The sequence below is a fragment of the Agrobacterium sp. SORGH_AS_0745 genome, assembly GCF_030818995.1.
GTDB classification, from domain to species: domain Bacteria; phylum Pseudomonadota; class Alphaproteobacteria; order Rhizobiales; family Rhizobiaceae; genus Agrobacterium; species Agrobacterium tumefaciens.
On record NZ_JAUTBI010000003.1, the window covers coordinates 1,283,694 to 1,303,076 of the forward strand.

Genomic DNA, 19,383 nt, shown 5'->3' on the forward strand with positions numbered 1-19,383 from the left:
AAACCTTATGAAAGCCAGCAGCATAGCGTCTACGCTTGTGCGCGGCGAAATGGACAAGACAGTGATCGACCCCGGAAACGGCCCAAAGCCGTCGGAACAAGGGGCGTCGGTGGCAAACAAAGGGAAAGCGAAGCGATCCCGTCGTGGCAAGAAAAACAGGCGTGACGGTAAACCCCGTGACGTTGCTGTGCTGTCGCATGATGTTGCCGCGGATGTTCCGGCCGGTTCCCCCTATGTATCGGCTCTCGAGCCGGATGCCGAACCGCGCAAAAGAAAGCGGCGTCGGCGTTCCCGTGGCAAAGGCACCTCCCATCAGACGCCGCCTGCTGCCAGTGAACAGCCAGAGGCTGTCGTCGCAACGGATGCCACCAATCCATCCTCCGTGCCGCCTGCCGGTGGTCGCAAGTCGCGTAACCGCAAGCGGGCTCACCGTGATCCGCGCAGCCGCGATCCGCAGGGTCGCCCGCTGGTTCCCTCCCATGCGCCCCGACATGTCGGTAAGCAGAACGGTCGCGCCAATGGGACGGCTCAGGAACCGCACCGGCAACAATCCGAAATGTCCGCCCGTCACGGCGCCCGCCATCACGAGCATGGCTCCGAATTCGCAACGGACATGTATGCGGCGCTCGATCTCGGAACCAATAATTGCCGACTGCTGATCGCGCAGCCGACACGGCCCGGCCAGTTCCGGGTCGTCGATGCCTTTTCGCGCATCGTCCGGCTGGGCGAGGGGCTGGTATCGACCGGCCGTCTTTCAGACGATGCCATGGATCGCGCGGTGGAGGCTCTCAAGGTCTGCTCCTCGAAACTTGCTGGACGCCCGATCAGGCGTATGCGCCTCATCGCAACCGAAGCTTGCCGGGCAGCAACCAATGGCGAGGAGTTTCTGGAGCGGGTTACCCGGGAAACCGGGCTCAAGCTTGAGATCATCAGCCGCGAGACGGAAGCGCGTCTCGCCGTTTCGGGTTGCGCCTCCCTGGTCGGGCGTGAAGCCCGTTCGGTGGTGCTGTTCGATATAGGCGGCGGATCGTCGGAAATCGCGGTCATCAAGGTCGGCGAAAACCGTTCCAACCGGCTCGCCAACCACATCACCCACTGGACATCGTTGCCGGTCGGCGTTGTTACCCTCTCGGAACGCCATGGCGGCCGCGATGTGACGCCGGATGTGTTTGCCGCCATGGTGCGGGAAGTCGAAGGGCTGCTGGATGCCTTCCAGTGCCCGCCTCTGGCGCCGCTTGCGCATCACGAGGATTTTCACCTGATCGGAACCTCGGGTACGGTGACGACGCTTGCGGGCGTTCACCTCGACCTGCCGCGCTACGATCGCCGCAAGGTGGATGGCCTCTGGCTTTCCGATACCGAGGTGACGGCGATGCAGGACAAGCTTCTGGCATGGGATTTTGCCGGCCGCGCCGCCAATGCCTGCATTGGTCCTGACAGGGCCGATCTGGTTCTGGCCGGCTGCGCCATCCTCGAGGCCATTCGCCGTCGCTGGCCGGCGCGGCGCATGCGTGTGGCCGATCGCGGGCTGCGCGAAGGCCTGTTGACGGATATGATGGCGGATGACGGCGCATGGCGGCGTAACCGGATAAGGCGCATGCAGATGGCACGGCAGGACAGAACGGAAGGTTTGACATGAGCAAGGCGCCCACAAGCACCAATCGCACCGGCCGAAAGATCGGTCAGAAGGTCAAGAAGACCAAGCTCAAGGCCTCATCGCGCCGCTGGCTGGAACGTCATATCAACGACCCCTATGTGCAGCGCGCAAAGCTGGAAGGCTATCGCGCCCGCGCCGCCTTCAAGCTTCTGGAAATCAACGACAAGCACCAGATCCTGAAGGGTGCCACCCGCATCATCGACCTTGGTGCGGCACCCGGAAGCTGGTCGCAGATCGCTTCTAAGGTGACGGATTCCACCGAGGATGATATCCGCGTCGCCGCTATCGATTTTCTCGAAATCGATCCCATCCCCGGCGTGAAGATCCTGCAGCTCGACTTCCTCGATCCGACCGCACCGGACCAGTTGATGGAGGCCGTTGGAGGCACGCCGGATCTGGTACTGTCCGACATGGCGGCGCCAACCACGGGCCACCAGAAGACGGACCACATCCGCACCATGCATCTGTGCGAAGTCGCGGCCGATTTCGCGGTTCAGGTGCTGGCGGAAGGCGGCCATTTTCTTGCCAAGACCTTCCAGGGCGGCACGGAAAAGGCATTGCTCGACATGCTGAAGAAGAACTTCAAGCAGGTCCTGCATATCAAGCCGGCGTCCTCGCGCTCGGAATCGGTCGAAATGTTCCTGCTCGCCAAGCATTTCAAGGGCCGGACAGCCGCAACGCAGTCCGTTATGCACGTGGATGAGGCGGACGAAGACTAATCACTCTGCCGGTTGTGAGACCTTGCCGCGGTGGCCGGAAACGGCCGCGCCCGCTTGCGCGTCCATGCGGATGATCGGCACGATTGCAAACAGCGAAACGAGCGCCACGATGGTGAAGGCAACGTGGAAATCGGCGAGCTGCAGATGCGAGCCAGATAACATGCTGCTGACTTCCAGGATGGCGGCTGCGAAAGCCACGCCGAGCGCAAGGCTGATCTGTTGCAGCACGGATGCCATCGAAGTTGCCTGACTTGCCTGGCTGTCGTCTATATCGGAATAGCTGAGCGCGTTGGATCCGGTAAAGAAGAAGGAACGGGCAAAGCCCGCCGTGACCAGGCAGATCATGATAAGTGGGTAAGGCGTTTCCGGCGTGAAGAAGCTGTTGGCGAGCGTCGTGAAGGCTCCGACGATGCCGGCTCCGATCAGCGTTGATCTGAACCCCGTTGCGGCAAAGACCCGCTTGGCCATGAATTTCGTGGTGATCGCGCCGATTGCCCCGGCAAAGGTGATCATGCCTGACTGAAACGGGTTGAGCCCGAAACCGATCTGCAACATCAACGGCATCAGGAAGGGAATGGCGCCCGTGGAAATGCGGAAGGCGGTGCCGCCAACGGTGGCCGCCCGGAATGTCGGGTTGCGGAAAATGCGGAAATCCAGAATGGGGGCAGGGTGGTTTGCCGCGTGGCGCACATAAAGAAAGCCGCAGATGAAACCGATGACCGTCGAGGCGATGCCGATGGCGGGCGGCAGTGCCGGAAGGCTGACGACCGACACGCCGAAAACCACGCCCGATGCTGCGAGACCGGATAACACGAAACCCTTGCCGTCCATCGGTGGCGGATTGGTGGTCTCGATTTCCGGCAGGAAGATCGTCGACAGCCAGATGCCGATGACGCCGATGGGCACGTTGATGAGGAAAATCCAGTGCCATGAAAAATAGGTGGTGATGAAGCCGCCGATCGGCGGGCCGGTCAGAGGCCCGACAAGCGCCGGTATTGTCAAAAGCGCCATGGCGGAAACCAGTTCGCTGCGTTGCGTCGTCCGCAGGAGGACGAGGCGGCCGACGGGCGTCATCATCGCCCCGCCCATACCTTGCAGGAAGCGCGAAACGACGAATTCGAATACCGATGACGAGACTGCGCAGCAGATCGAACCGACGACGAAGACGCCGATGGCGAAACGGAAGATTTTCTTCGCGCCGTATTTGTCAGCCATCCAGCCGCTGATGGGAATGAAGATCGCCAGCGACACCATATAGGCCGTCAGTGCGAGCTTGAGCGTGATCGGACCCACATGAAGATCGGCCGCAATGGCTGGAAGCGATGTGGCGATGACGGTGGAGTCCATCTGCTCCATGAAGAGAGCGACTGCCAGGATCAGGGGAATGATGCGGTTCATGAGGCTGCCTGCGGCTCTCCGCTGCGACAATGGTATCGCAGTTCCTCCTACGCCTGATGGGCCGACTTGCCAACACGTTAATTATCAATTTCTGAAGTTCCGATCAAACCTGCGTGAGGCCGGTTTTCTTGCAACTTTCTCGCTCTATTGTCCGTTGGGCAAAGTGACATTGGCGAGAATCGGGAGAAAAATGATGACTCAATCCTTGAGCATGAGCAGACGCGGCCTTATCGGTGTGGCGGGAGCAAGCGTTCTCGGCGCGCCGCTTCTGATGGCGCGCACCGCAACGGCGCAGACGAACCAGCCGCAAACTTCCATGGAGATCAAACACGCCATGCCGCCTGAAACCAATCGCTTCAAGCTTGGTAATTTCGAAGTGCTTGTCGTGAAGGACGGCGCGCGCGCCGCGCCCAATCCGGGCGAGACCTTCGGCACCGATCAGTCGGCGGAAACCGTCGGCAAGTTGCTGGAAGACAATTTTCTGCCGAAGGAGCAATTCGTCAATTCCTTCTCGCCGGTTCTCGTAAATACCGGCACGGACCTTGTGCTGTTCGACACGGGTTTCGGCGAGTCCGGCCGTGGCGCCGGTAACGGCCGGCTTATCGAAGGCATGGCGGCTGCCGGTTACTCTCCTGACGACGTGACCGTGGTGGTGCTGACCCACATGCACGGCGACCACATTGGCGGATTGATGGAAAAGGGCGCGCCGGCCTTCTCCAAGGCGCGTTATGTTTTCGGCCAGGCGGAATATGATTTCTGGACGGACGAGAAGCGGGTTGGCACGCCTGCCGAAGGCGGCCAGAAGGGCGTCATCGCCAACGTCAAACCGCTGGCGGAAAAGGCGACCTTCATCGGCGACGGCGCTGACGTGGTTTCCGGCATCACCGGCATCGCTGCGTTTGGCCATTCGCCGGGCCACATGATCTTCCGTGTCGAATCGGAAGGCAAGCAGCTGATCCTGACGGCTGATACGGCCAACCATTTCGTCCTGTCGCTGCAAAAGCCGGATTGGGAAGTGAAGTTCGACATGGACAAGACGGCGGCAGCTGCAACCCGCAAGAAGGTCTACGACATGATCGCCACGGACCGGCTGCCGTTCCTCGGCTATCACATGCCTTTCCCGGCTGTCGGTTACGCGGAAAAGCTGGATACGGGGTACCGTTTCGTGCCGAAGTCCTACCAGTTCGACATCTGATGCATATCGCGCAAAAGCGTTAAGCGGTTTTGCGATAACGACATGCGTAAAAACAAGCAGTTAAAGCGCGTCGTGCGGAACAGGGATCCACAGGACGCTCTTTAACGCCTGCTGCAATGCAGCAACAGAATAAGCCCGGAAGGTCATTCCGGGTTTTTTCTATTTCCTTCCTGTCATGAACGTGTTACCAGCCCTCGCCAACTTCCAAGCAATCCTTGCAGGGCGCCGGGGTGAACTTTTCGTTCCGGGACGGCCACGCATTTTCATTATGAAGGAATTTGGTCATGGCACGCATCATTCAAACACCCACTGGTTTGGACGCTCTCACATTTGACGATGTGTTGCTGCAACCCGGGCATTCCGAGGTTATGCCGGGACAGACGAATATCGCCACCCGCATTGCCCGTGATATCGATCTCAACCTGCCGATCCTCTCTTCCGCCATGGACACGGTCACGGAAGGCCGCCTTGCCATCGCCATGGCGCAGGCCGGCGGCATCGGCGTCATCCACCGCAACCTTACCCCCATCGAACAGGCCGAAGAAGTCCGGCAGGTAAAGAAGTTCGAGAGCGGCATGGTCGTCAACCCGGTCACCATCGGCCCGGATGCCACGCTGGCAGAAGCACAGGCTTTGATGAAGGCGCACGGCATTTCCGGCATTCCGGTGGTTGAAAACGGCGGTGCAGGCGGCCACAAGAATGGCCGTCTCGTCGGCATTCTGACAAACCGCGACGTGCGTTTCGCATCCGATCCGCAGCAGAAGATCTATGAACTGATGACCCGCGAAAACCTTGTCACGGTCAAGGAAAGCAGCGTCGATCAGCAGGAAGCGCGCCGTCTGTTGCACAAGCACCGCATTGAAAAGCTGCTGGTGGTGGATGGAAAGGGCAATTGCGTCGGCCTCATCACCGTCAAGGATATGGAGAAGTCGCAGCTCAACCCCAACGCCACCAAGGATGCGCAGGGCCGTCTTCGCGCCGCTGCCGCCATCAGCGTCGGTGCCGATGCCATCGAGCGCGCAGAACGCCTCATCGATGCCGGTGTTGACCTTCTGGTCGTCGATACCGCGCATGGCCATTCGCAGCGCGTGCTCGATGCCGTTTCGGTGGTCAAGAAGATGTCGAACTCCGTTCGCATCATCGCCGGCAATGTTGCGACCGCTGACGGCACCAAGGCACTGATCGATGCCGGCGCCGATGGCGTCAAGGTCGGTATCGGCCCCGGTTCCATCTGCACCACCCGTATCGTCGCCGGCGTTGGCGTTCCGCAGCTTGCTGCGATCATGGCCTCGGTCGAAGTGGCCAATGCTGCAGATATTCCTGTCATCGCCGATGGCGGCATCAAGTTCTCGGGCGATCTGGCGAAGGCTATTGCCGCCGGCGCCTCCGCCGTCATGATCGGCTCGCTTTTGGCCGGCACGGATGAAAGCCCGGGCGAAGTGTTCCTCTATCAGGGCCGTTCCTTCAAGGCCTATCGCGGCATGGGTTCCGTTGGCGCCATGGCGCGCGGCTCCGCCGACCGTTATTTCCAGGCGGAAGTGCGTGACACGCTGAAGCTCGTTCCGGAAGGTATCGAAGGTCAGGTTCCCTATAAGGGTCCGGTCTCCGGCGTCCTGCACCAGCTGGCCGGTGGCCTGAAGGCTGCCATGGGTTATGTCGGCGGCGGCACGATCAAGGAATTCCAGGAGCGCGCCACCTTCGTGCGCATTTCCAGCGCGGGCTTGCGCGAAAGCCACGCCCATGACGTGACGATCACCCGCGAAAGCCCGAACTACCCCGGCGCGGTTTGATCTTTCGAACCGAATCCGCAACAACATAGTCTGAGTATTTGGCGCTCCCCGATTCACGCCGGATCGGGGAGCGTTATTGTGATTGGAGGAGAAAGCATGTCACCAACGACCGCAATGTTCTGGCCGATGATAGCCCATGCATTTCTCGTGTTCGTTCTTTACGCCCTACTGCTTTACCGCCGCAAAAAATACACGCTGACGGACCGTGATACCGCGCTCAGATATCGCGATACGGGACAGGAAGGGCGCGAAAGCTATCTGGTCAACCGAAACATTGCCAACCAGTTCGAGCTTCCGGTTCTCTTCCACCCCGTCTGCCTGCTGCTTTATATTACCGACGCGGACAATATCGTTACCGTCGTTCTGGCCTGGCTGTTCGTGATTTCCCGTTATGCGCACTCCTTCGTTCACGTCACCAGCAACCGTCTGCGTTATCGTGCGCCATTGTTCGCGATTGGTTTCGCGCTTCTCGTCTGCCTCTGGGGCTGGCTCGCCATCTGGTTGGCGCTGGAGTGAGATGGCACCGTAAGGTTGCTTCATAAGTGAGACAATCGCGCCTCTAAAATGCTGCGATTTGCGATGGGTCAATTCCGTGACGCCCCATCCCCGGTAGTCTCTGCCTCGCCGTCGAGAATTTCAGGCGAGCAGCGATTAGGGAGTATGTCATGGCTAAAACAATGAAGGCCGCGGTTGTCCGCGCATTTGGCAAACCGCTGACCATCGAGGAAGTGGCGATACCGGATCCCGGCCCGGGTGAAATTCTCATCAATTACAAGGCGACCGGCATTTGCCACACGGACCTGCACGCCGCAACGGGCGATTGGCCGGTCAAACCCAATCCACCATTCATCCCCGGCCATGAAGGCGTCGGCTACGTCGCCAAGATCGGCGCTGGCGTGACCGGCATCAAGGAAGGCGACCGCGCCGGCACGCCGTGGCTTTATACCGCCTGCGGATGCTGCATTCCGTGCCGTACCGGCTGGGAAACTCTTTGCCCAAGTCAGAAGAACTCGGGTTATTCCGTCAATGGCAGCTTTGCGGAATACGGGCTTGCCGATCCGAAATTCGTTGGCCGACTTCCCGACAATCTGGAATTCGGCCCCGCTGCACCCGTGCTCTGCGCCGGTGTCACCGTCTACAAGGGTCTCAAGGAAACCGAAGTGAGGCCCGGCGAATGGGTGGTCATTTCGGGCATTGGCGGGCTTGGTCATATGGCCGTGCAATATGCCAAGGCCATGGGCATGCATGTCGTTGCCGCCGATATTTATGACGACAAGCTGGAGCTTGCGAAAAAGCTGGGCGCGGATTTCACCGTCAACGGTCGGGCGCCGGATGCGGTGGAACAGGTGCAGAAGGCGACCGGCGGCGTCCACGGCGCGCTCGTGACGGCGGTTTCGCCCAAAGCCATGGAGCAGGCCTACGGTTTCCTGCGCTCCAAGGGCACGATGGCACTTGTTGGTCTGCCGCCGGGCTTCATCTCCATTCCGGTTTTCGAAACGGTGCTGAAGCGCATCACGGTGCGTGGCTCCATCGTCGGCACAAGGCAGGATCTGGAGGAGGCGCTTTCCTTCGCTGGTGAAGGCAAGGTAGCCGCTCACTTCTCCTGGGACAAACTCGAAAACATCAACGACATCTTCCGTCGCATGGAAGAGGGCAAGATCGACGGCCGTATCGTCGTGGACCTTGCCGCCTGAGACAGATGACCAGCGGCGGCGCTCACGCAAAAGTGTGCCGCCGCTTGTTCACCGGGCGACGATCTGCGCTATCCTCCCTGTGCATCTGCGCGTTCAGGGAGAAGAGAGCGATGGACGACAAGCCGAAGATTACGCAGGCCATGATCGACGCTTACGATGAATATACCCATCTCAGCCTCGATCGCCGCAAATTCATGGAAAAGCTCAGCCTGCTTGCCGGGTCCGGCGCAGCTGCGGCCGCAATCGCGCCGCTTCTTTCGGCCAACAGCGCCCGTGCGGCAATCGTCGCGCCTGATGATGCGGGTATCGTTGCGGAAGAGGTGACCTATCCCGCCCCCCGGTGGCGAGATGAAGGGCTATCTCGTCACGCCAAAATCGGTTTCCGGCCCCATTGGCTCGGTCATCGTCATCCATGAAAACCGGGGCCTGAACGACCATATCCGCGATGTGGCAAGACGCGTGGCGCTTGCGGGGTTCAGGGCGCTTGCGGTTGATTTTCTGTCGCCGCAGGGCGGCACGCCTTCGGACGAGGATAAGGCACGGGAGATGTTCAGCGGCCTCGATATGGACGCAACAGTCGCCAATGCCGAAGCCGGTCGGGTGTGGCTCGCCGCAAGGCAGGGTGCGAACGGCAAGGTTGGTGCGGTCGGTTTCTGCTGGGGCGGCGGGCTGGTCAACCGGTTCGCCACCAAATCGGCAGGCCTGAATGCCGGCGTCGCCTATTACGGCCAGCAACCGCCGGCGGCCGATGTGCCTGCTATCAAGGCGCCCCTGCTGTTACAGTATGCCGGTCTGGACGAGCGCATAAATGCCGGTATCGACGCCTATAAAAAGGCACTGGAGCAAAACGGCAAAACCTTCGAAATCTTCGTTTATGACGGCGTCAACCACGCCTTCAACAACGATACGTCCTCGGCGCGATACGACAAGGCCGCGGCCGATCTCGCCTGGGGCCGGACGACGGAGTTCTTCAAAAAATATCTGGCGTGATGGGGTTTTGGTCCGCTGTGACGAACAACCCCTGAAATTCCACTCTAGACGCCGCCAGCCCCGCGTTTCAAATGCTCATCAAGCCGGGGCATGATCTCAACGAAATTGCAGGGCAGGTGGCGGTAATCGAGCTGGGCTTTGAGAATACCGTCCCACGCATCCTTGCAGGCGCCGGGAGAGCCGGGCAGCACGAAGATGAAGGTGGCGTTTGCCACGCCGCCGGTCGCCCGTGACTGGATGGTGGCGGTGCCGATCTTTTCATAGGAAATGCGATGGAAGATGGCGGAAAAGCCGTCCATGCGCTTTTCGAACAGGGGTTCCAGCGCCTCGGGTGTCACGTCGCGGCCTGTAAAGCCGGTGCCGCCGGTGGTGATGACCACATCCACGCTCCCGTTGAGCGTCCAGTCGCGCACGGTGTTGAAAATAGCAGCCTTGTCGTCTGCCACGATGGTGCGGGCGGCAACCTTGTGTCCGGCTTCCTCTATGCGTGCGACTAGCGTGTCGCCGGACTTGTCATTCTCAAGCGTGCGGCTGTCCGAAACGGTCAGAACCGCGATGCCGAGGGGAATGAAGGGTCTTTCGCCTGCCATGGCCTTATCCTCGAATTGTGTTGTCTTCAGATGGTCCGCGTCGCCTGAAAATACCAGCCGGGGCGCTTGTTTCGAAGCGATGTTTCCGCTTTTCGGGCGGCCTCGAAGGAATGAAATAGTCCAAAACAGGTGGCACCCGAACCGGACATGCGCACAAGGGAAGCACCTTCCTGCAACAGCATACCGGCGATTGCGCCGATATCCGGCAGGAGCGCCTTGGCGGGGACTTCCAGATCGTTGCGGCTTTGCGCCAGAAAATCCATCCAGCCGCCTTCTTTGCGCTCCGGCAGGGGCGGGTTAGCCTTGTCGAGCAGTCGCCGAAAAATCTCCGGCGTCGAGACCGCTTTCAGAGGGTTGGCCAGCACCAGAAAGAATTCCGGCAGATCGGAGACCGGCTCGATATCCTCGCCGATACCTCGTGCGATGAGTGGGCGGCTTTCAAGGCACATCGGCACGTCAGCGCCAAGCGCAAGCGCGATGTGTGCGAGATTTTCAGAAACAATCCCGGCATTCCAGTGCCGCAACAGCGCCCGCAGTGTCGCTGCCGCATCCGCTGAGCCGCCGCCAATGCCGGAGGCGACCGGCAGGTTCTTTTCGAGATGGATGGCAACCGGGCGTGCCGATTGACCTGCCGCCACAAGCGCATCACGCAAAAGGTCTCTGGCACGGACGACGAGATTGTTGCCGCCATCGCCTGCGCGCAGCAGATCGCCAAACGGGCCGGAGATGGAGAAAGTGTCGGCATCGGCATCGCGAACATGGATCGCGTCGCCTGCTTCGGTGAAGGTCACCAGCGTCTCGAGCAGATGATAACCATCTGCCCGCTGACCGGTTACATGCAGTGCCAGATTGATCTTGGCCGGGGCCGCCTCGGTTGTTTCGACAGCCCCGGTAATGTCATCCGCGCGCATGTCGCGTCAGGATTTCTTGTCCGGGGCAGGGGCAACAGGGGCCGGTGCTGGCGGAGCCGGCGGCTGCGGCGCGGCCTCCTTCTTGGCGGTGTTTTCGGCGTCCTTTTCCAGCGGCGGCAGGCCGTTGGCAATCTTTTCCTTCACCTTGGCCTTGTCCAGATCGTCATTGTCGCCAATCAGCGCGCGGTTCCACTGATACACGGCCTCGATCTTGCGGCCGACACGCCAGTAGGCATCGCCCAGATGATCGTTGATGGTCTGATCGCCGGCCTTGAGCTCGATTGCCCGCTCCAGTTCGGTGACGGCCTGGTCAAACGCGCCCAGCCGGAAATGCGCCCAGCCAAGCGAATCGACGATATAGCCGTCATTCGGCCGAAGCTCGACCGCGCGGCTGATCATCTTCATCGCTTCGTCGAGGTTGATGCCCTTGTCCACCCAGGAATAGCCGAGATAGTTCAGCACCTGCGGCTGTTCCGGGTTGAGTTCGAGCGCACGCTTGAAGTCCGGCTCGGCCTTGTCCCATTCCTTCAGGCGCTCATGGGCGATGGCGCGCTGGAAGAACACGGTCCAGTCCGACTTCTGCGGTACGGCACCGATCACCTCGACAGCCTTGTCGTAGTTTTCGGCCATGGCCTTGTAGTCCTTGGCGTCGGAAAGCACGCTGCCATAGGCGAGGTAAGAACGGATATCCTTCGGATCGGATTGCAGCAGGGATTGCAGGTGGTTGCGCGCTTCCTCCACCTTGCCCGTCTGCGCCAGCGTCAGCCCGAGCTGCAACTCGGAGATACGGTGCATCGGCGAATCCTTCGGCACGTCGCGGTAGAAGGCGATGGCGCGGTCGGGCTGTTTCATCGCCTCGGCAAGTCCGCCGAGAAGGATCAGCGTATCGGCGCTTTGCGGATCGAGCGCCCGCGAGGTCTGAAGGTAAAGCGTGACGATCTCTTCGGCACCTTCGCGGTTCAGCGCGCCCGCGATGGAAAACATCACGGAAGCCGCGCCTTCAACGGCATTGGTTATCTGCTGCGGCGGCTTCTCGCCCTTCTCGATGGATTGGCGAAGCGCTTTGAGCGGCGCATAGTTCGGCGCAAAAGTGTCGCCGACCGCAATTGCGTCCAGCGCCTTCTGCTTGTTGCCGGCTGAAGCCTCCAGCCGTGCAAGCGCCATCACCGCGCGCATATAGGTGTCGGAAGCGGTTGCCCCGCCTTCACGATCCGTCACGGCCTCATTGAGGCTCTTGCGGGCAGCATCTGTGTTGCCGGAGACAAGGGCGATCGCCGCGGCATTGTATTTCTGGAAAATCGAAATCCAGCCCGGACCCTTCATGTTGTTGACGAGGGCCAGCGCTTTCCTTGGGCTTGCCTGAACCGGCGCGCGCCCATGCCGTCAGAAGCGTATTGACCATGCGGTCGAGATCGTTCGGGCCGGTATATTTCAGGATTTTCTCGGCCTTGACGAATTCCTTGTCCTTGATGGCGTCGAGGCCGCGCACGATGGTCGTCACGCGTTCGACGGAGGTATCGTCCTTCATTGAATCGGCAATCTTGGCGCCAGCCTCGAAATTGCCGCTCAACAGTTCGGCGATCATCAGGCGCTGGCGGATTTCCGAATTGGCCGGATCGAATTCCAGCGCCTTCTTGTAGAGCGAAATCGCGGTGGGGTAATCCTGATCGACATCGGCATTGCGCGCGGCAAGGAATGCGCCGGAGAAGGTATTTACCTTGGCAGGATCGAAAGTAACGGCCTTGGCTTCCGTTTTCGTCTCCGCAAAGCCGGGGCTTGCACCCGCGCCAAGTGCGAGAGCGGCGGCAAGAGCCGCGCTGCAGAGAAGACGAAGTGCTGGTTTACGCCGCATGAGGGAACCTTTGCCTTTGTGCAGAAGCACGGAAAAATCAGTTTCCATTGTTTGGTCACGATAGAATGGCTTTTTTGAAGCAACCCCGCAAGAAATTATGGCCCGCGCCACAATCTCCCCTTGCGGGACACCCGGCCCGAAACAGCGGCGGACGGTCTTGTCCATCCGCCGTTTGCCTGAGGCCTCCAGCGTCAGTTGAGACGCTCGATGCAGAAGTCGATGACTTCCAGAAGCGCGTTTTTCCACGGGCTTTCCGGCAGCGGTGCAAGCGCATCGCGGGCAATGGTGCCGTAATGCGTGGCGCGGCCGATCGTATCGCCAAGACCGTTGTATTTGGTGATGAGACCGAGCGCCTTTTCGAGGTTCTCGTCGCTGCTTTCGCCGTTTTCGATGGCATTGCGCCAGAAGGCGCGCTCATCCTGCGTGCCGCGGCGATAGGACAGGATGACCGGCAGGGTTATCTTGCCCTCACGGAAATCGTCACCCGTATTCTTGCCGAGATCGGCGGATTTGCCGCCGTAATCCAGCACGTCGTCAACGAGCTGGAAGGCGAGGCCGAGATTCATGCCGTAGGATTTCAGTGCGCTGCGGCTTGCCTTGTCGGTTTTGGCGACGATGGGGCCAACTTCCGCGGCCGCTGCAAAAAGGGCGGCTGTCTTGGCGCGAATCACCTGCAGATAATCGTCCTCGGTCGTTTCCATGTTCTTGGCGACCGAAAGCTGCAGCACTTCGCCCTCGGCGATGACCGAAGCGGCGGTGGACAGCACATCGAGCGCATCCAGCGAGCCGACGTCCACCATCATGCGGAAGGCCTGGCCGAGCAGGAAGTCGCCGACGAGAACGCTTGCCTGGTTGCCCCAGATGGTGCGGGCGGTGGACTTGCCACGGCGCAGATCGCTTTCATCCACCACGTCGTCATGCAGCAGCGTCGCCGTGTGCATGAATTCCACGCTGGTGGCGAGCTTGATATGGTGGTCGCCCTCGTAACCGAACATCGAGGCAGAGGCCAGCGTCAGCATCGGCCGCAGGCGTTTGCCTCCGGACGAGATCAGATGGTTGGCCACCTCAGGTATCATCTGGACATCGGAACCGGCTCTGGAAAGGATAAGCTGGTTCACCCGTTCCATGTCGGCACGGGTCAGGTCGACAAGCGGCTTGACGGATGCGAGTTTGTTTTTGCTTTCTTCAAGCGGTATGACGACGCCCAAGGGACAGGACTCCTGTTCGAATTTGAGTTCGACAATAAAAACTGGCGCCTGTCGCGGCAAGGGGCGAATTGCCGCTAGCCATTCAAAAAAATGGGAATTTGGGGCTTATCCATGCGTGAACTGATCCGTACCAACGATGCCGTGCTGTTATCCTTCGCCGAAAGCCTGATGAAGGACGCTGGCATCCATTGCCTTGTCGCCGATCAGGCAATGAGCATTCTGGAAGGTTCGCTCGGTCTTTTGCCACGCCGGTTCCTGGTGGAGGAAGACCGCGCCGGTGAGGCCCGCCGCATTCTCGTGGATGCCGGTCTGGGCGACGAATTGCGCAACGAAGAGGCGTAAACGAACGTGGGCGGCGAGATTTCGGAAACTTTGGATGCGTTTCACCGGGGCCGTTTTCACATTCTCCAGCCCAAGGGCAGGGGGCACCGCGCCGGCATGGACGCCATGCTTCTTGCCTCGATGGTGGCGGACGAGCGCGCCTGCCGCATAGCCGATCTCGGCGCGGGCGCGGGCGCGGCAGGTTTCGCGGTTGCCACGCGGCTTGAAAAGGCCGAAGTGACCCTGTTCGAACGTTCGCCGGAAATGGTGGAATTTGCCCGCCGCAGCCTGGCATTGCCGGAAAATGCCGCTTTTTCCGCCCGTGTCAGCGTGCGTGAGGCCGACGTGACACTGCGTGGCAAGGCGCGCGTCGAGGCCGGTCTGCCGGACGGGCATTTTCACCACGTCATCATGAACCCGCCCTATAATGATGCAGGCGACCGCCGCACGCCCGATGCGCTGAAGGCTGAGGCCCACGCCATGACGGAGGGCCTGTTCGAGGACTGGATCAGGACCGCAGGTGCGATCACGGTTCCAGGCGGGCAGCTTTCCCTTATTGCACGGCCGCAATCGGTGGCGGAGATCATTGCCGCGTGTGGCAGCCGTTTCGGCGGCATCGAGATCACACTCATCCACCCGCGCCCCGGTGAGGACGCGGTGCGCATGCTCGTAACGGCGATCAAGGGGTCACGGGCGCGGCTGTCGTTCCGGGCGCCGCTCGTCATGCACGAGACCGGTAGCCATGCTTTCACGCCCATCGTGGATGACCTGAATAATGGCCGCACCGCCTATCGCCGTAATGTAAAGGCAATCGGGCCTGGCCTATAAATTCGCCGTTCCTCCGGCCGCAAACCATTGTGTTTTGCAGGGCAGTACATACATCCGTGACGAACAGGCAAATGCTGCGAGGAGTGAATTGTGGGTTTTCTGAAGTATCTGGTGCCGAAACGCTTTCGCAAAAAAGAACTCGTCATCCCGGTTGTGCGCATGCATGGCGCCATCATGGCTGGCGGCAACCAGTTCCGCCCCGCTCTCAATCTTGCCTCCTATGCACCGCTGCTGGAAAAGGCATTTGCCATCAAGGACGCGCCAGCCGTCGCCATTTCCGTGAATTCTCCCGGTGGCTCGCCGGTGCAGGCGCGAATGATCTATAATCGCATCCGCCAGCTTGCCGAGGAAAAGGACACGAAGGTCCTGATCTTCGTTGAGGATGTGGCGGCCTCCGGTGGCTACATGATCGCGCTTGCCGGCGACGAGATCATCGCCGACCCCACCTCCATCGTCGGATCGATCGGCGTCGTTTCCGGTGGTTTCGGTTTCCCGGAAATGCTGAAGAAGATCGGGGTGGAGCGCCGCGTCTATACGGCCGGCGAGAACAAGGTCATCCTCGATCCCTTCCAGCCGGAAAAAGAGGGCGACATCGAATATCTGAAGTCGCTTCAGGTCGAAATCCACAATGTTTTCATCGATATGGTCAAGATGCGCCGCGGTGCAAAACTGAAGGGCGATGAGACGGTCTTCTCCGGCCTGTTCTGGACCGGTATGCGTGGCCTGGATCTCGGCCTGATCGACGGCTTGGGCGACATGAGGGAAGTTCTGCGCCGCCGTTACGGGACGAAGGTCAAGCTTCAGCTCGTCACCGGTGGGCGCTCGCTGTTCGGCAAAAAAGTGCCGGGCGTGAATGCGGCACTCGGCCTCAATGCCGAAAGGCTTGCGGCAGGCGCCGTCTCGGGACTTGCGGAAGTTGCCGAAGAAAAGGCATTGTGGTCGCGTTTCGGTCTATGATGTCGCAGGAATAGGGCCTTATGGCGCAGCTTATTACAATCGTTCTTCTGGTGGTGGGATCCGTCATCCTCTACCGCCGCTTCGTTCGCGATGCGGAAAAGCTTTCGGCAAAATCGAAGCAGCGCGAAAAGGAACGCGAAACCGGCGCCATCGGCACGCTGATCAAGGACCCCGAAACCGGCGAATACCGCGTGAAGCGTGAGGATGAGACGTAAGCCGGTGTCTCCACGCATAAATCCTTGACCCCTTCGCCATGCCGTGGCACCAGTCCGCATCCGAAGTAAGTCAGTGCTTACTTATCCTCACAACGCCGCGATGACTGCAATGACCGATATTCCAGACCATATGAACCCTAAGCGTTCCTTTCAGGCGCTGATCCTGACGCTGCACAATTACTGGGCCGACAAGGGCTGCGCGGTATTGCAGCCCTATGATATGGAAGTGGGCGCTGGTACGTTTCATCCGGCAACGACGCTGCGCGCGCTGGGCCCGAAGCCGTGGAAGGCTGCCTATGTGCAGCCCTCGCGCCGGCCTTCTGATGGTCGCTACGGTGAAAACCCCAACCGTTTGCAGCATTATTACCAGTATCAGGTCATTCTGAAGCCCAACCCTTCCAACCTTCAGGAACTCTATCTCGGTTCGCTGAAGGCGATCGGTCTCGATCCGCTGCTGCATGATGTGCGCTTCGTCGAAGACGACTGGGAAAGCCCGACGCTCGGCGCCTGGGGTCTCGGCTGGGAGTGCTGGTGCGACGGTATGGAAGTGTCGCAATTCACCTACTTCCAGCAGGTCTGCGGCATCGAATGCTCGCCGGTCGCTGGCGAACTGACCTACGGTCTGGAGCGTCTGGCCATGTATGTTCAGGGCGTCGACAATGTCTACGACCTCAACTTCAACGGCCGCGAGGGTGAAGAGAAGATCTCCTATGGTGACGTCTTCCTGCAGGCCGAGCAGGAATACTCCCGCCATAATTTCGAATTTGCCGACACCGGCATGCTGCATCGCCATTTCATCGACGCGGAAAAGGAATGCCTGGCGCTTCTCGCTGCGGGCGCGCCGGGTGATGATGACAATCAGCGCCTGCATAAATGCGTGTTCCCGGCCTATGACCAGTGCATCAAGGCAAGCCATGTCTTTAACCTGCTGGATGCGCGCGGCGTGATCTCGGTGACGGAACGCCAGAGCTATATCCTGCGCGTGCGCACGCTGGCAAAAGCCTGCGGCGAAGCCTTCCTGCTCACGGATGCGGGCGGGTTGAACTGGAACAGGGCCGCCTGAACCTTTATGTAAGGCGGGGCAACAGTCTAACGTGCGGGTGCCGTTGCGGCGCTCGCGCCTCTTGAGGAGGGGTCGGGAATGTTCATCACGCTGGCAATCATCGCGGCAATCGCGCTCTATGTCGTCTTCATCTATAACGGCCTCGTCAAGGCGAGGCAGATGAAGGAGGAGGCGTGGTCGGGCATCGACGTGCAGTTGAAACGCCGCGCCGATCTCATTCCCAATCTCATCGAGACCGTGAAGGGCTACGCGGCGCATGAAAAAAGCACCTTCGAAGAGGTGATTGCCATGCGCAATCGGGCCCAAGCCGTGCCGGCTGGCGATGTCGAAGGCCGCGCCCAGGCGGAGGGCATGCTGTCGCAGGCGCTCGGTAAGCTCTTTGCGCTCGCTGAAGCCTATCCTGATCTGAAAGCCAACACGAACTTTCTGGAATTGCAGCGCTCGCTGGAAACAATCGAGGGCGAACTGCAGATGTCGCGCCGTTATTACAATGGCGCCGCGCGCGATCTGAACGTCAGGGTGGAAAGCTTTCCATCCAATCTGATCGCCGGCCAGTTCGGTTTTGCCAAGGCACCCTATTTCGAGATCGACAACCCGGCAGACCGCGCCGTGCCGACCGTGAAATTCTAAGGCGACCGTTCCCCGGGTCCAAATCCTCCCGCCGACATTCCTGTATCCTGGCTCTCTGCCGCATTCTTTGACAAGACGACGATCATGATCGAACTGACCATCACCCCGCCCGGCCACCCGCTTTCCGGCAAGGTAGAGCCACCCGGCTCCAAATCCATCACCAACCGCGCGCTTCTGCTGGCTGGCCTCGCCAAGGGAAAAAGCCGCCTAACCGGCGCTTTGAAGAGTGATGATACGCTCTATATGGCCGAAGCCCTGCGCGCCATGGGCGTTAAGGTGACAGAACCTGACGCCACGACTTTCGTGGTGGAGGGTACAGGCGTGCTTCAACAGCCGGAAAAGCCGCTTTTTCTCGGCAATGCCGGCACAGCCACGCGGTTCCTGACTGCGGCTGCAGCACTGGTGGATGGCGCCGTCATCATCGACGGCGACGAGCACATGCGCAAACGCCCGATCATGCCGCTGGTGGAAGCGCTGCGCGCCCTCGGCGTCGAAGCGGATGCGCCGACCGGCTGCCCGCCAGTTACCGTGCGGGGCAAGGGCATGGGTTTCCCGAAGGGCAGCGTCACCATCGATGCCAACCTCTCCAGTCAGTATGTGTCGGCACTTCTGATGGCGGCCGCCTGCGGCGACAAGCCTGTCGATATCATCCTCAAGGGCGAGGAAATCGGCGCGAAGGGTTATATCGATCTCACAACATCAGCCATGGAAGCTTTCGGCGCAAAGGTGGAGCGGGTCAGCAACGCCATCTGGCGCGTGCATCCGACCGGCTACACCGCGACCGATTTCCACATCGAACCGGATGCATCCGCCGCCACGTATCTCTGGGGCGCGGAGCTTCTGACCGGCGGTGCTATCGACATCGGCACGCCCGCCGACAAGTTCACCCAGCCGGATGCCAAGGCCTATGAGGTCATGGCGCAGTTTCCGCATCTGCCCGCTGAAATCGACGGTTCGCAGATGCAGGACGCCATTCCGACCATCGCCGTTCTCGCCGCGTTCAACGAAACGCCAGTACGTTTCGTCGGCATTGCCAATCTGCGTGTGAAGGAATGCGACCGCATCCGCGCCGTCTCGCTCGGCCTCAACGAAATCCGCAACGGTCTGGCGCATGAGGAAGGCGACGACCTGATCGTGCATGCCGATCCGGCGCTCGCTGGTCAGACTGTCGATGCCTCCATCGATACTTTTGCCGATCACCGCATCGCCATGAGCTTTGCGCTGGCGGCGCTGAAGATCGGCGGCATCGCCATCCAGAACCCTGCCTGCGTTGGCAAGACCTATCCGGGCTACTGGAAGGCGCTCGCCTCGCTCGGCGTCGACTATACCGAAAAGGAAAGTGCTGCCGAGCCGCAGCACTGAAAC

17 protein-coding genes and 2 pseudogenes are annotated in these 19,383 nt (G+C 60.3%); 14 read left to right on the forward strand and 5 right to left on the reverse strand.

The genetic code is table 11. The features are described 5' to 3' along the window. Window positions 1-7: 7 nt before the first annotated feature. Together QE432_RS15950 and QE432_RS15955 are read left to right on the forward strand one after the other, a co-directional pair. On the forward strand, window positions 8-1,639 hold the full coding sequence (locus QE432_RS15950; protein ID WP_162632878.1) for a Ppx/GppA phosphatase family protein: 1,632 nt from the start codon (window positions 8-10) through the stop codon (window positions 1,637-1,639). Beyond that, window positions 1,636-2,376 (forward strand): RlmE family RNA methyltransferase, encoded by a 741-nt coding sequence (locus tag QE432_RS15955; RefSeq protein ID WP_097101564.1) that lies wholly within the window; start codon window positions 1,636-1,638, stop codon window positions 2,374-2,376. Before QE432_RS15950 ends, QE432_RS15955 begins: the two co-directional genes overlap by 4 nt. On the opposite strand, the gene QE432_RS15960 is transcribed toward QE432_RS15955, so the two are convergent. Then, a complete protein-coding gene (locus tag QE432_RS15960) occupies window positions 2,377-3,774 on the reverse strand; it encodes an MDR family MFS transporter (protein WP_003515163.1) in 1,398 nt (465 codons plus the stop codon). It lies immediately after the preceding gene. Window positions 3,775-3,967: 193 nt separating this feature from the next. Here QE432_RS15960 and QE432_RS15965 point away from each other — a divergent pair, with 193 nt between their 5' ends. The 5 genes and pseudogenes from QE432_RS15965 (at window position 3,968) to QE432_RS15985 (ending at window position 9,443) form a co-directional block, all read left to right on the forward strand. Then, complete coding sequence (locus QE432_RS15965) at window positions 3,968-4,969, forward strand: MBL fold metallo-hydrolase (RefSeq protein WP_162690615.1); 1,002 nt, start codon at window positions 3,968-3,970, stop codon at window positions 4,967-4,969. A 284-nt stretch (window positions 4,970-5,253) separates the two neighbouring features. Next, the gene (gene guaB / locus QE432_RS15970; RefSeq protein ID WP_003515165.1) at window positions 5,254-6,759 is read left to right on the forward strand and encodes an IMP dehydrogenase; all 1,506 of its coding nucleotides are present in this window, start codon (window positions 5,254-5,256) and stop codon (window positions 6,757-6,759) included. Window positions 6,760-6,873: 114 nt separating this feature from the next. Then, on the forward strand, window positions 6,874-7,275 hold the full coding sequence (locus QE432_RS15975; RefSeq protein ID WP_003515166.1) for an MAPEG family protein: 402 nt from the start codon (window positions 6,874-6,876) through the stop codon (window positions 7,273-7,275). Window positions 7,276-7,424: 149 nt separating this feature from the next. Further along, window positions 7,425-8,453 (forward strand): alcohol dehydrogenase AdhP, encoded by a 1,029-nt coding sequence (gene adhP, locus QE432_RS15980; RefSeq protein WP_003515167.1) that lies wholly within the window; start codon window positions 7,425-7,427, stop codon window positions 8,451-8,453. Window positions 8,454-8,563: 110 nt separating this feature from the next. Then, window positions 8,564-9,443, forward strand: a pseudogene (locus QE432_RS15985) (dienelactone hydrolase family protein). Between the two features lie 44 nt (window positions 9,444-9,487). On the opposite strand, the gene moaB reads toward QE432_RS15985, so the two are convergent. The 4 genes and pseudogenes from moaB to QE432_RS16005 form a co-directional block, all read right to left on the reverse strand. Next, window positions 9,488-10,033 carry a molybdenum cofactor biosynthesis protein B gene (moaB, locus tag QE432_RS15990; RefSeq protein WP_003515169.1) on the reverse strand — a complete coding sequence of 182 codons (546 nt, stop codon included), beginning with the start codon at window positions 10,031-10,033 and terminating at the stop codon, window positions 9,488-9,490. A 26-nt stretch (window positions 10,034-10,059) separates the two neighbouring features. Next, window positions 10,060-10,944, reverse strand: a complete 885-nt coding sequence (locus QE432_RS15995) for a 4-(cytidine 5'-diphospho)-2-C-methyl-D-erythritol kinase (protein WP_112681697.1) — start codon at window positions 10,942-10,944, stop codon at window positions 10,060-10,062. A gap of 6 nt (window positions 10,945-10,950) precedes the next feature. After that, window positions 10,951-12,796 (reverse strand): annotated as a pseudogene (locus QE432_RS16000) (tetratricopeptide repeat protein). 191 nt (window positions 12,797-12,987) lie between these two features. Continuing rightward, on the reverse strand, window positions 12,988-14,004 hold the full coding sequence (locus tag QE432_RS16005; protein ID WP_003515172.1) for a polyprenyl synthetase family protein: 1,017 nt from the start codon (window positions 14,002-14,004) through the stop codon (window positions 12,988-12,990). 111 nt (window positions 14,005-14,115) lie between these two features. On the opposite strand from QE432_RS16005, the gene QE432_RS16010 reads away from it, so the two are divergent. The 7 genes from QE432_RS16010 to QE432_RS16040 all read left to right on the forward strand — a co-directional run bounded on the left by QE432_RS16010 (window position 14,116) and on the right by QE432_RS16040 (window position 19,380). Next, window positions 14,116-14,346 carry a putative signal transducing protein gene (locus QE432_RS16010; RefSeq protein WP_003515173.1) on the forward strand — a complete coding sequence of 77 codons (231 nt, stop codon included), beginning with the start codon at window positions 14,116-14,118 and terminating at the stop codon, window positions 14,344-14,346. 6 nt (window positions 14,347-14,352) lie between these two features. After that, window positions 14,353-15,153 carry a tRNA1(Val) (adenine(37)-N6)-methyltransferase gene (locus QE432_RS16015; RefSeq protein WP_019564271.1) on the forward strand — a complete coding sequence of 267 codons (801 nt, stop codon included), beginning with the start codon at window positions 14,353-14,355 and terminating at the stop codon, window positions 15,151-15,153. Between the two features lie 87 nt (window positions 15,154-15,240). After that, the gene (locus tag QE432_RS16020; RefSeq protein WP_306627075.1) at window positions 15,241-16,110 is read left to right on the forward strand and encodes a S49 family peptidase; all 870 of its coding nucleotides are present in this window, start codon (window positions 15,241-15,243) and stop codon (window positions 16,108-16,110) included. Window positions 16,111-16,130: 20 nt separating this feature from the next. After that, window positions 16,131-16,325 (forward strand): NfeD family protein, encoded by a 195-nt coding sequence (locus tag QE432_RS16025; RefSeq protein WP_003515179.1) that lies wholly within the window; start codon window positions 16,131-16,133, stop codon window positions 16,323-16,325. A gap of 100 nt (window positions 16,326-16,425) precedes the next feature. Beyond that, window positions 16,426-17,388, forward strand: a complete 963-nt coding sequence (locus tag QE432_RS16030) for a glycine--tRNA ligase subunit alpha (protein ID WP_013635520.1) — start codon at window positions 16,426-16,428, stop codon at window positions 17,386-17,388. A 78-nt stretch (window positions 17,389-17,466) separates the two neighbouring features. Then, the gene (locus tag QE432_RS16035; protein ID WP_025592535.1) at window positions 17,467-18,018 is read left to right on the forward strand and encodes a LemA family protein; all 552 of its coding nucleotides are present in this window, start codon (window positions 17,467-17,469) and stop codon (window positions 18,016-18,018) included. Window positions 18,019-18,102: 84 nt separating this feature from the next. Continuing rightward, window positions 18,103-19,380 carry a 3-phosphoshikimate 1-carboxyvinyltransferase gene (locus QE432_RS16040; RefSeq protein ID WP_111804409.1) on the forward strand — a complete coding sequence of 426 codons (1,278 nt, stop codon included), beginning with the start codon at window positions 18,103-18,105 and terminating at the stop codon, window positions 19,378-19,380. The last annotated feature ends 3 nt before the right edge of the window (window positions 19,381-19,383 follow it).

Coding starts and splice junctions, on each gene's coding strand:
- QE432_RS15950 (WP_162632878.1), top strand. CDS start 8: ATGAAAGCCAGCAGCATAGCGTCTACGCTTGTGCGCGGCGAAATGGAC.
- QE432_RS15955 (WP_097101564.1), top strand. CDS start 1,636: ATGAGCAAGGCGCCCACAAGCACCAATCGCACCGGCCGAAAGATCGGT.
- QE432_RS15960 (WP_003515163.1), bottom strand. CDS start 3,774: ATGAACCGCATCATTCCCCTGATCCTGGCAGTCGCTCTCTTCATGGAG.
- QE432_RS15965 (WP_162690615.1), top strand. CDS start 3,968: ATGACTCAATCCTTGAGCATGAGCAGACGCGGCCTTATCGGTGTGGCG.
- guaB (WP_003515165.1), top strand. CDS start 5,254: ATGGCACGCATCATTCAAACACCCACTGGTTTGGACGCTCTCACATTT.
- QE432_RS15975 (WP_003515166.1), top strand. CDS start 6,874: ATGTTCTGGCCGATGATAGCCCATGCATTTCTCGTGTTCGTTCTTTAC.
- adhP (WP_003515167.1), top strand. CDS start 7,425: ATGGCTAAAACAATGAAGGCCGCGGTTGTCCGCGCATTTGGCAAACCG.
- moaB (WP_003515169.1), bottom strand. CDS start 10,033: ATGGCAGGCGAAAGACCCTTCATTCCCCTCGGCATCGCGGTTCTGACC.
- QE432_RS15995 (WP_112681697.1), bottom strand. CDS start 10,944: ATGCGCGCGGATGACATTACCGGGGCTGTCGAAACAACCGAGGCGGCC.
- QE432_RS16010 (WP_003515173.1), top strand. CDS start 14,116: ATGCGTGAACTGATCCGTACCAACGATGCCGTGCTGTTATCCTTCGCC.
- QE432_RS16025 (WP_003515179.1), top strand. CDS start 16,131: ATGGCGCAGCTTATTACAATCGTTCTTCTGGTGGTGGGATCCGTCATC.
- QE432_RS16030 (WP_013635520.1), top strand. CDS start 16,426: ATGACTGCAATGACCGATATTCCAGACCATATGAACCCTAAGCGTTCC.
- QE432_RS16035 (WP_025592535.1), top strand. CDS start 17,467: ATGTTCATCACGCTGGCAATCATCGCGGCAATCGCGCTCTATGTCGTC.
- QE432_RS16040 (WP_111804409.1), top strand. CDS start 18,103: ATGATCGAACTGACCATCACCCCGCCCGGCCACCCGCTTTCCGGCAAG.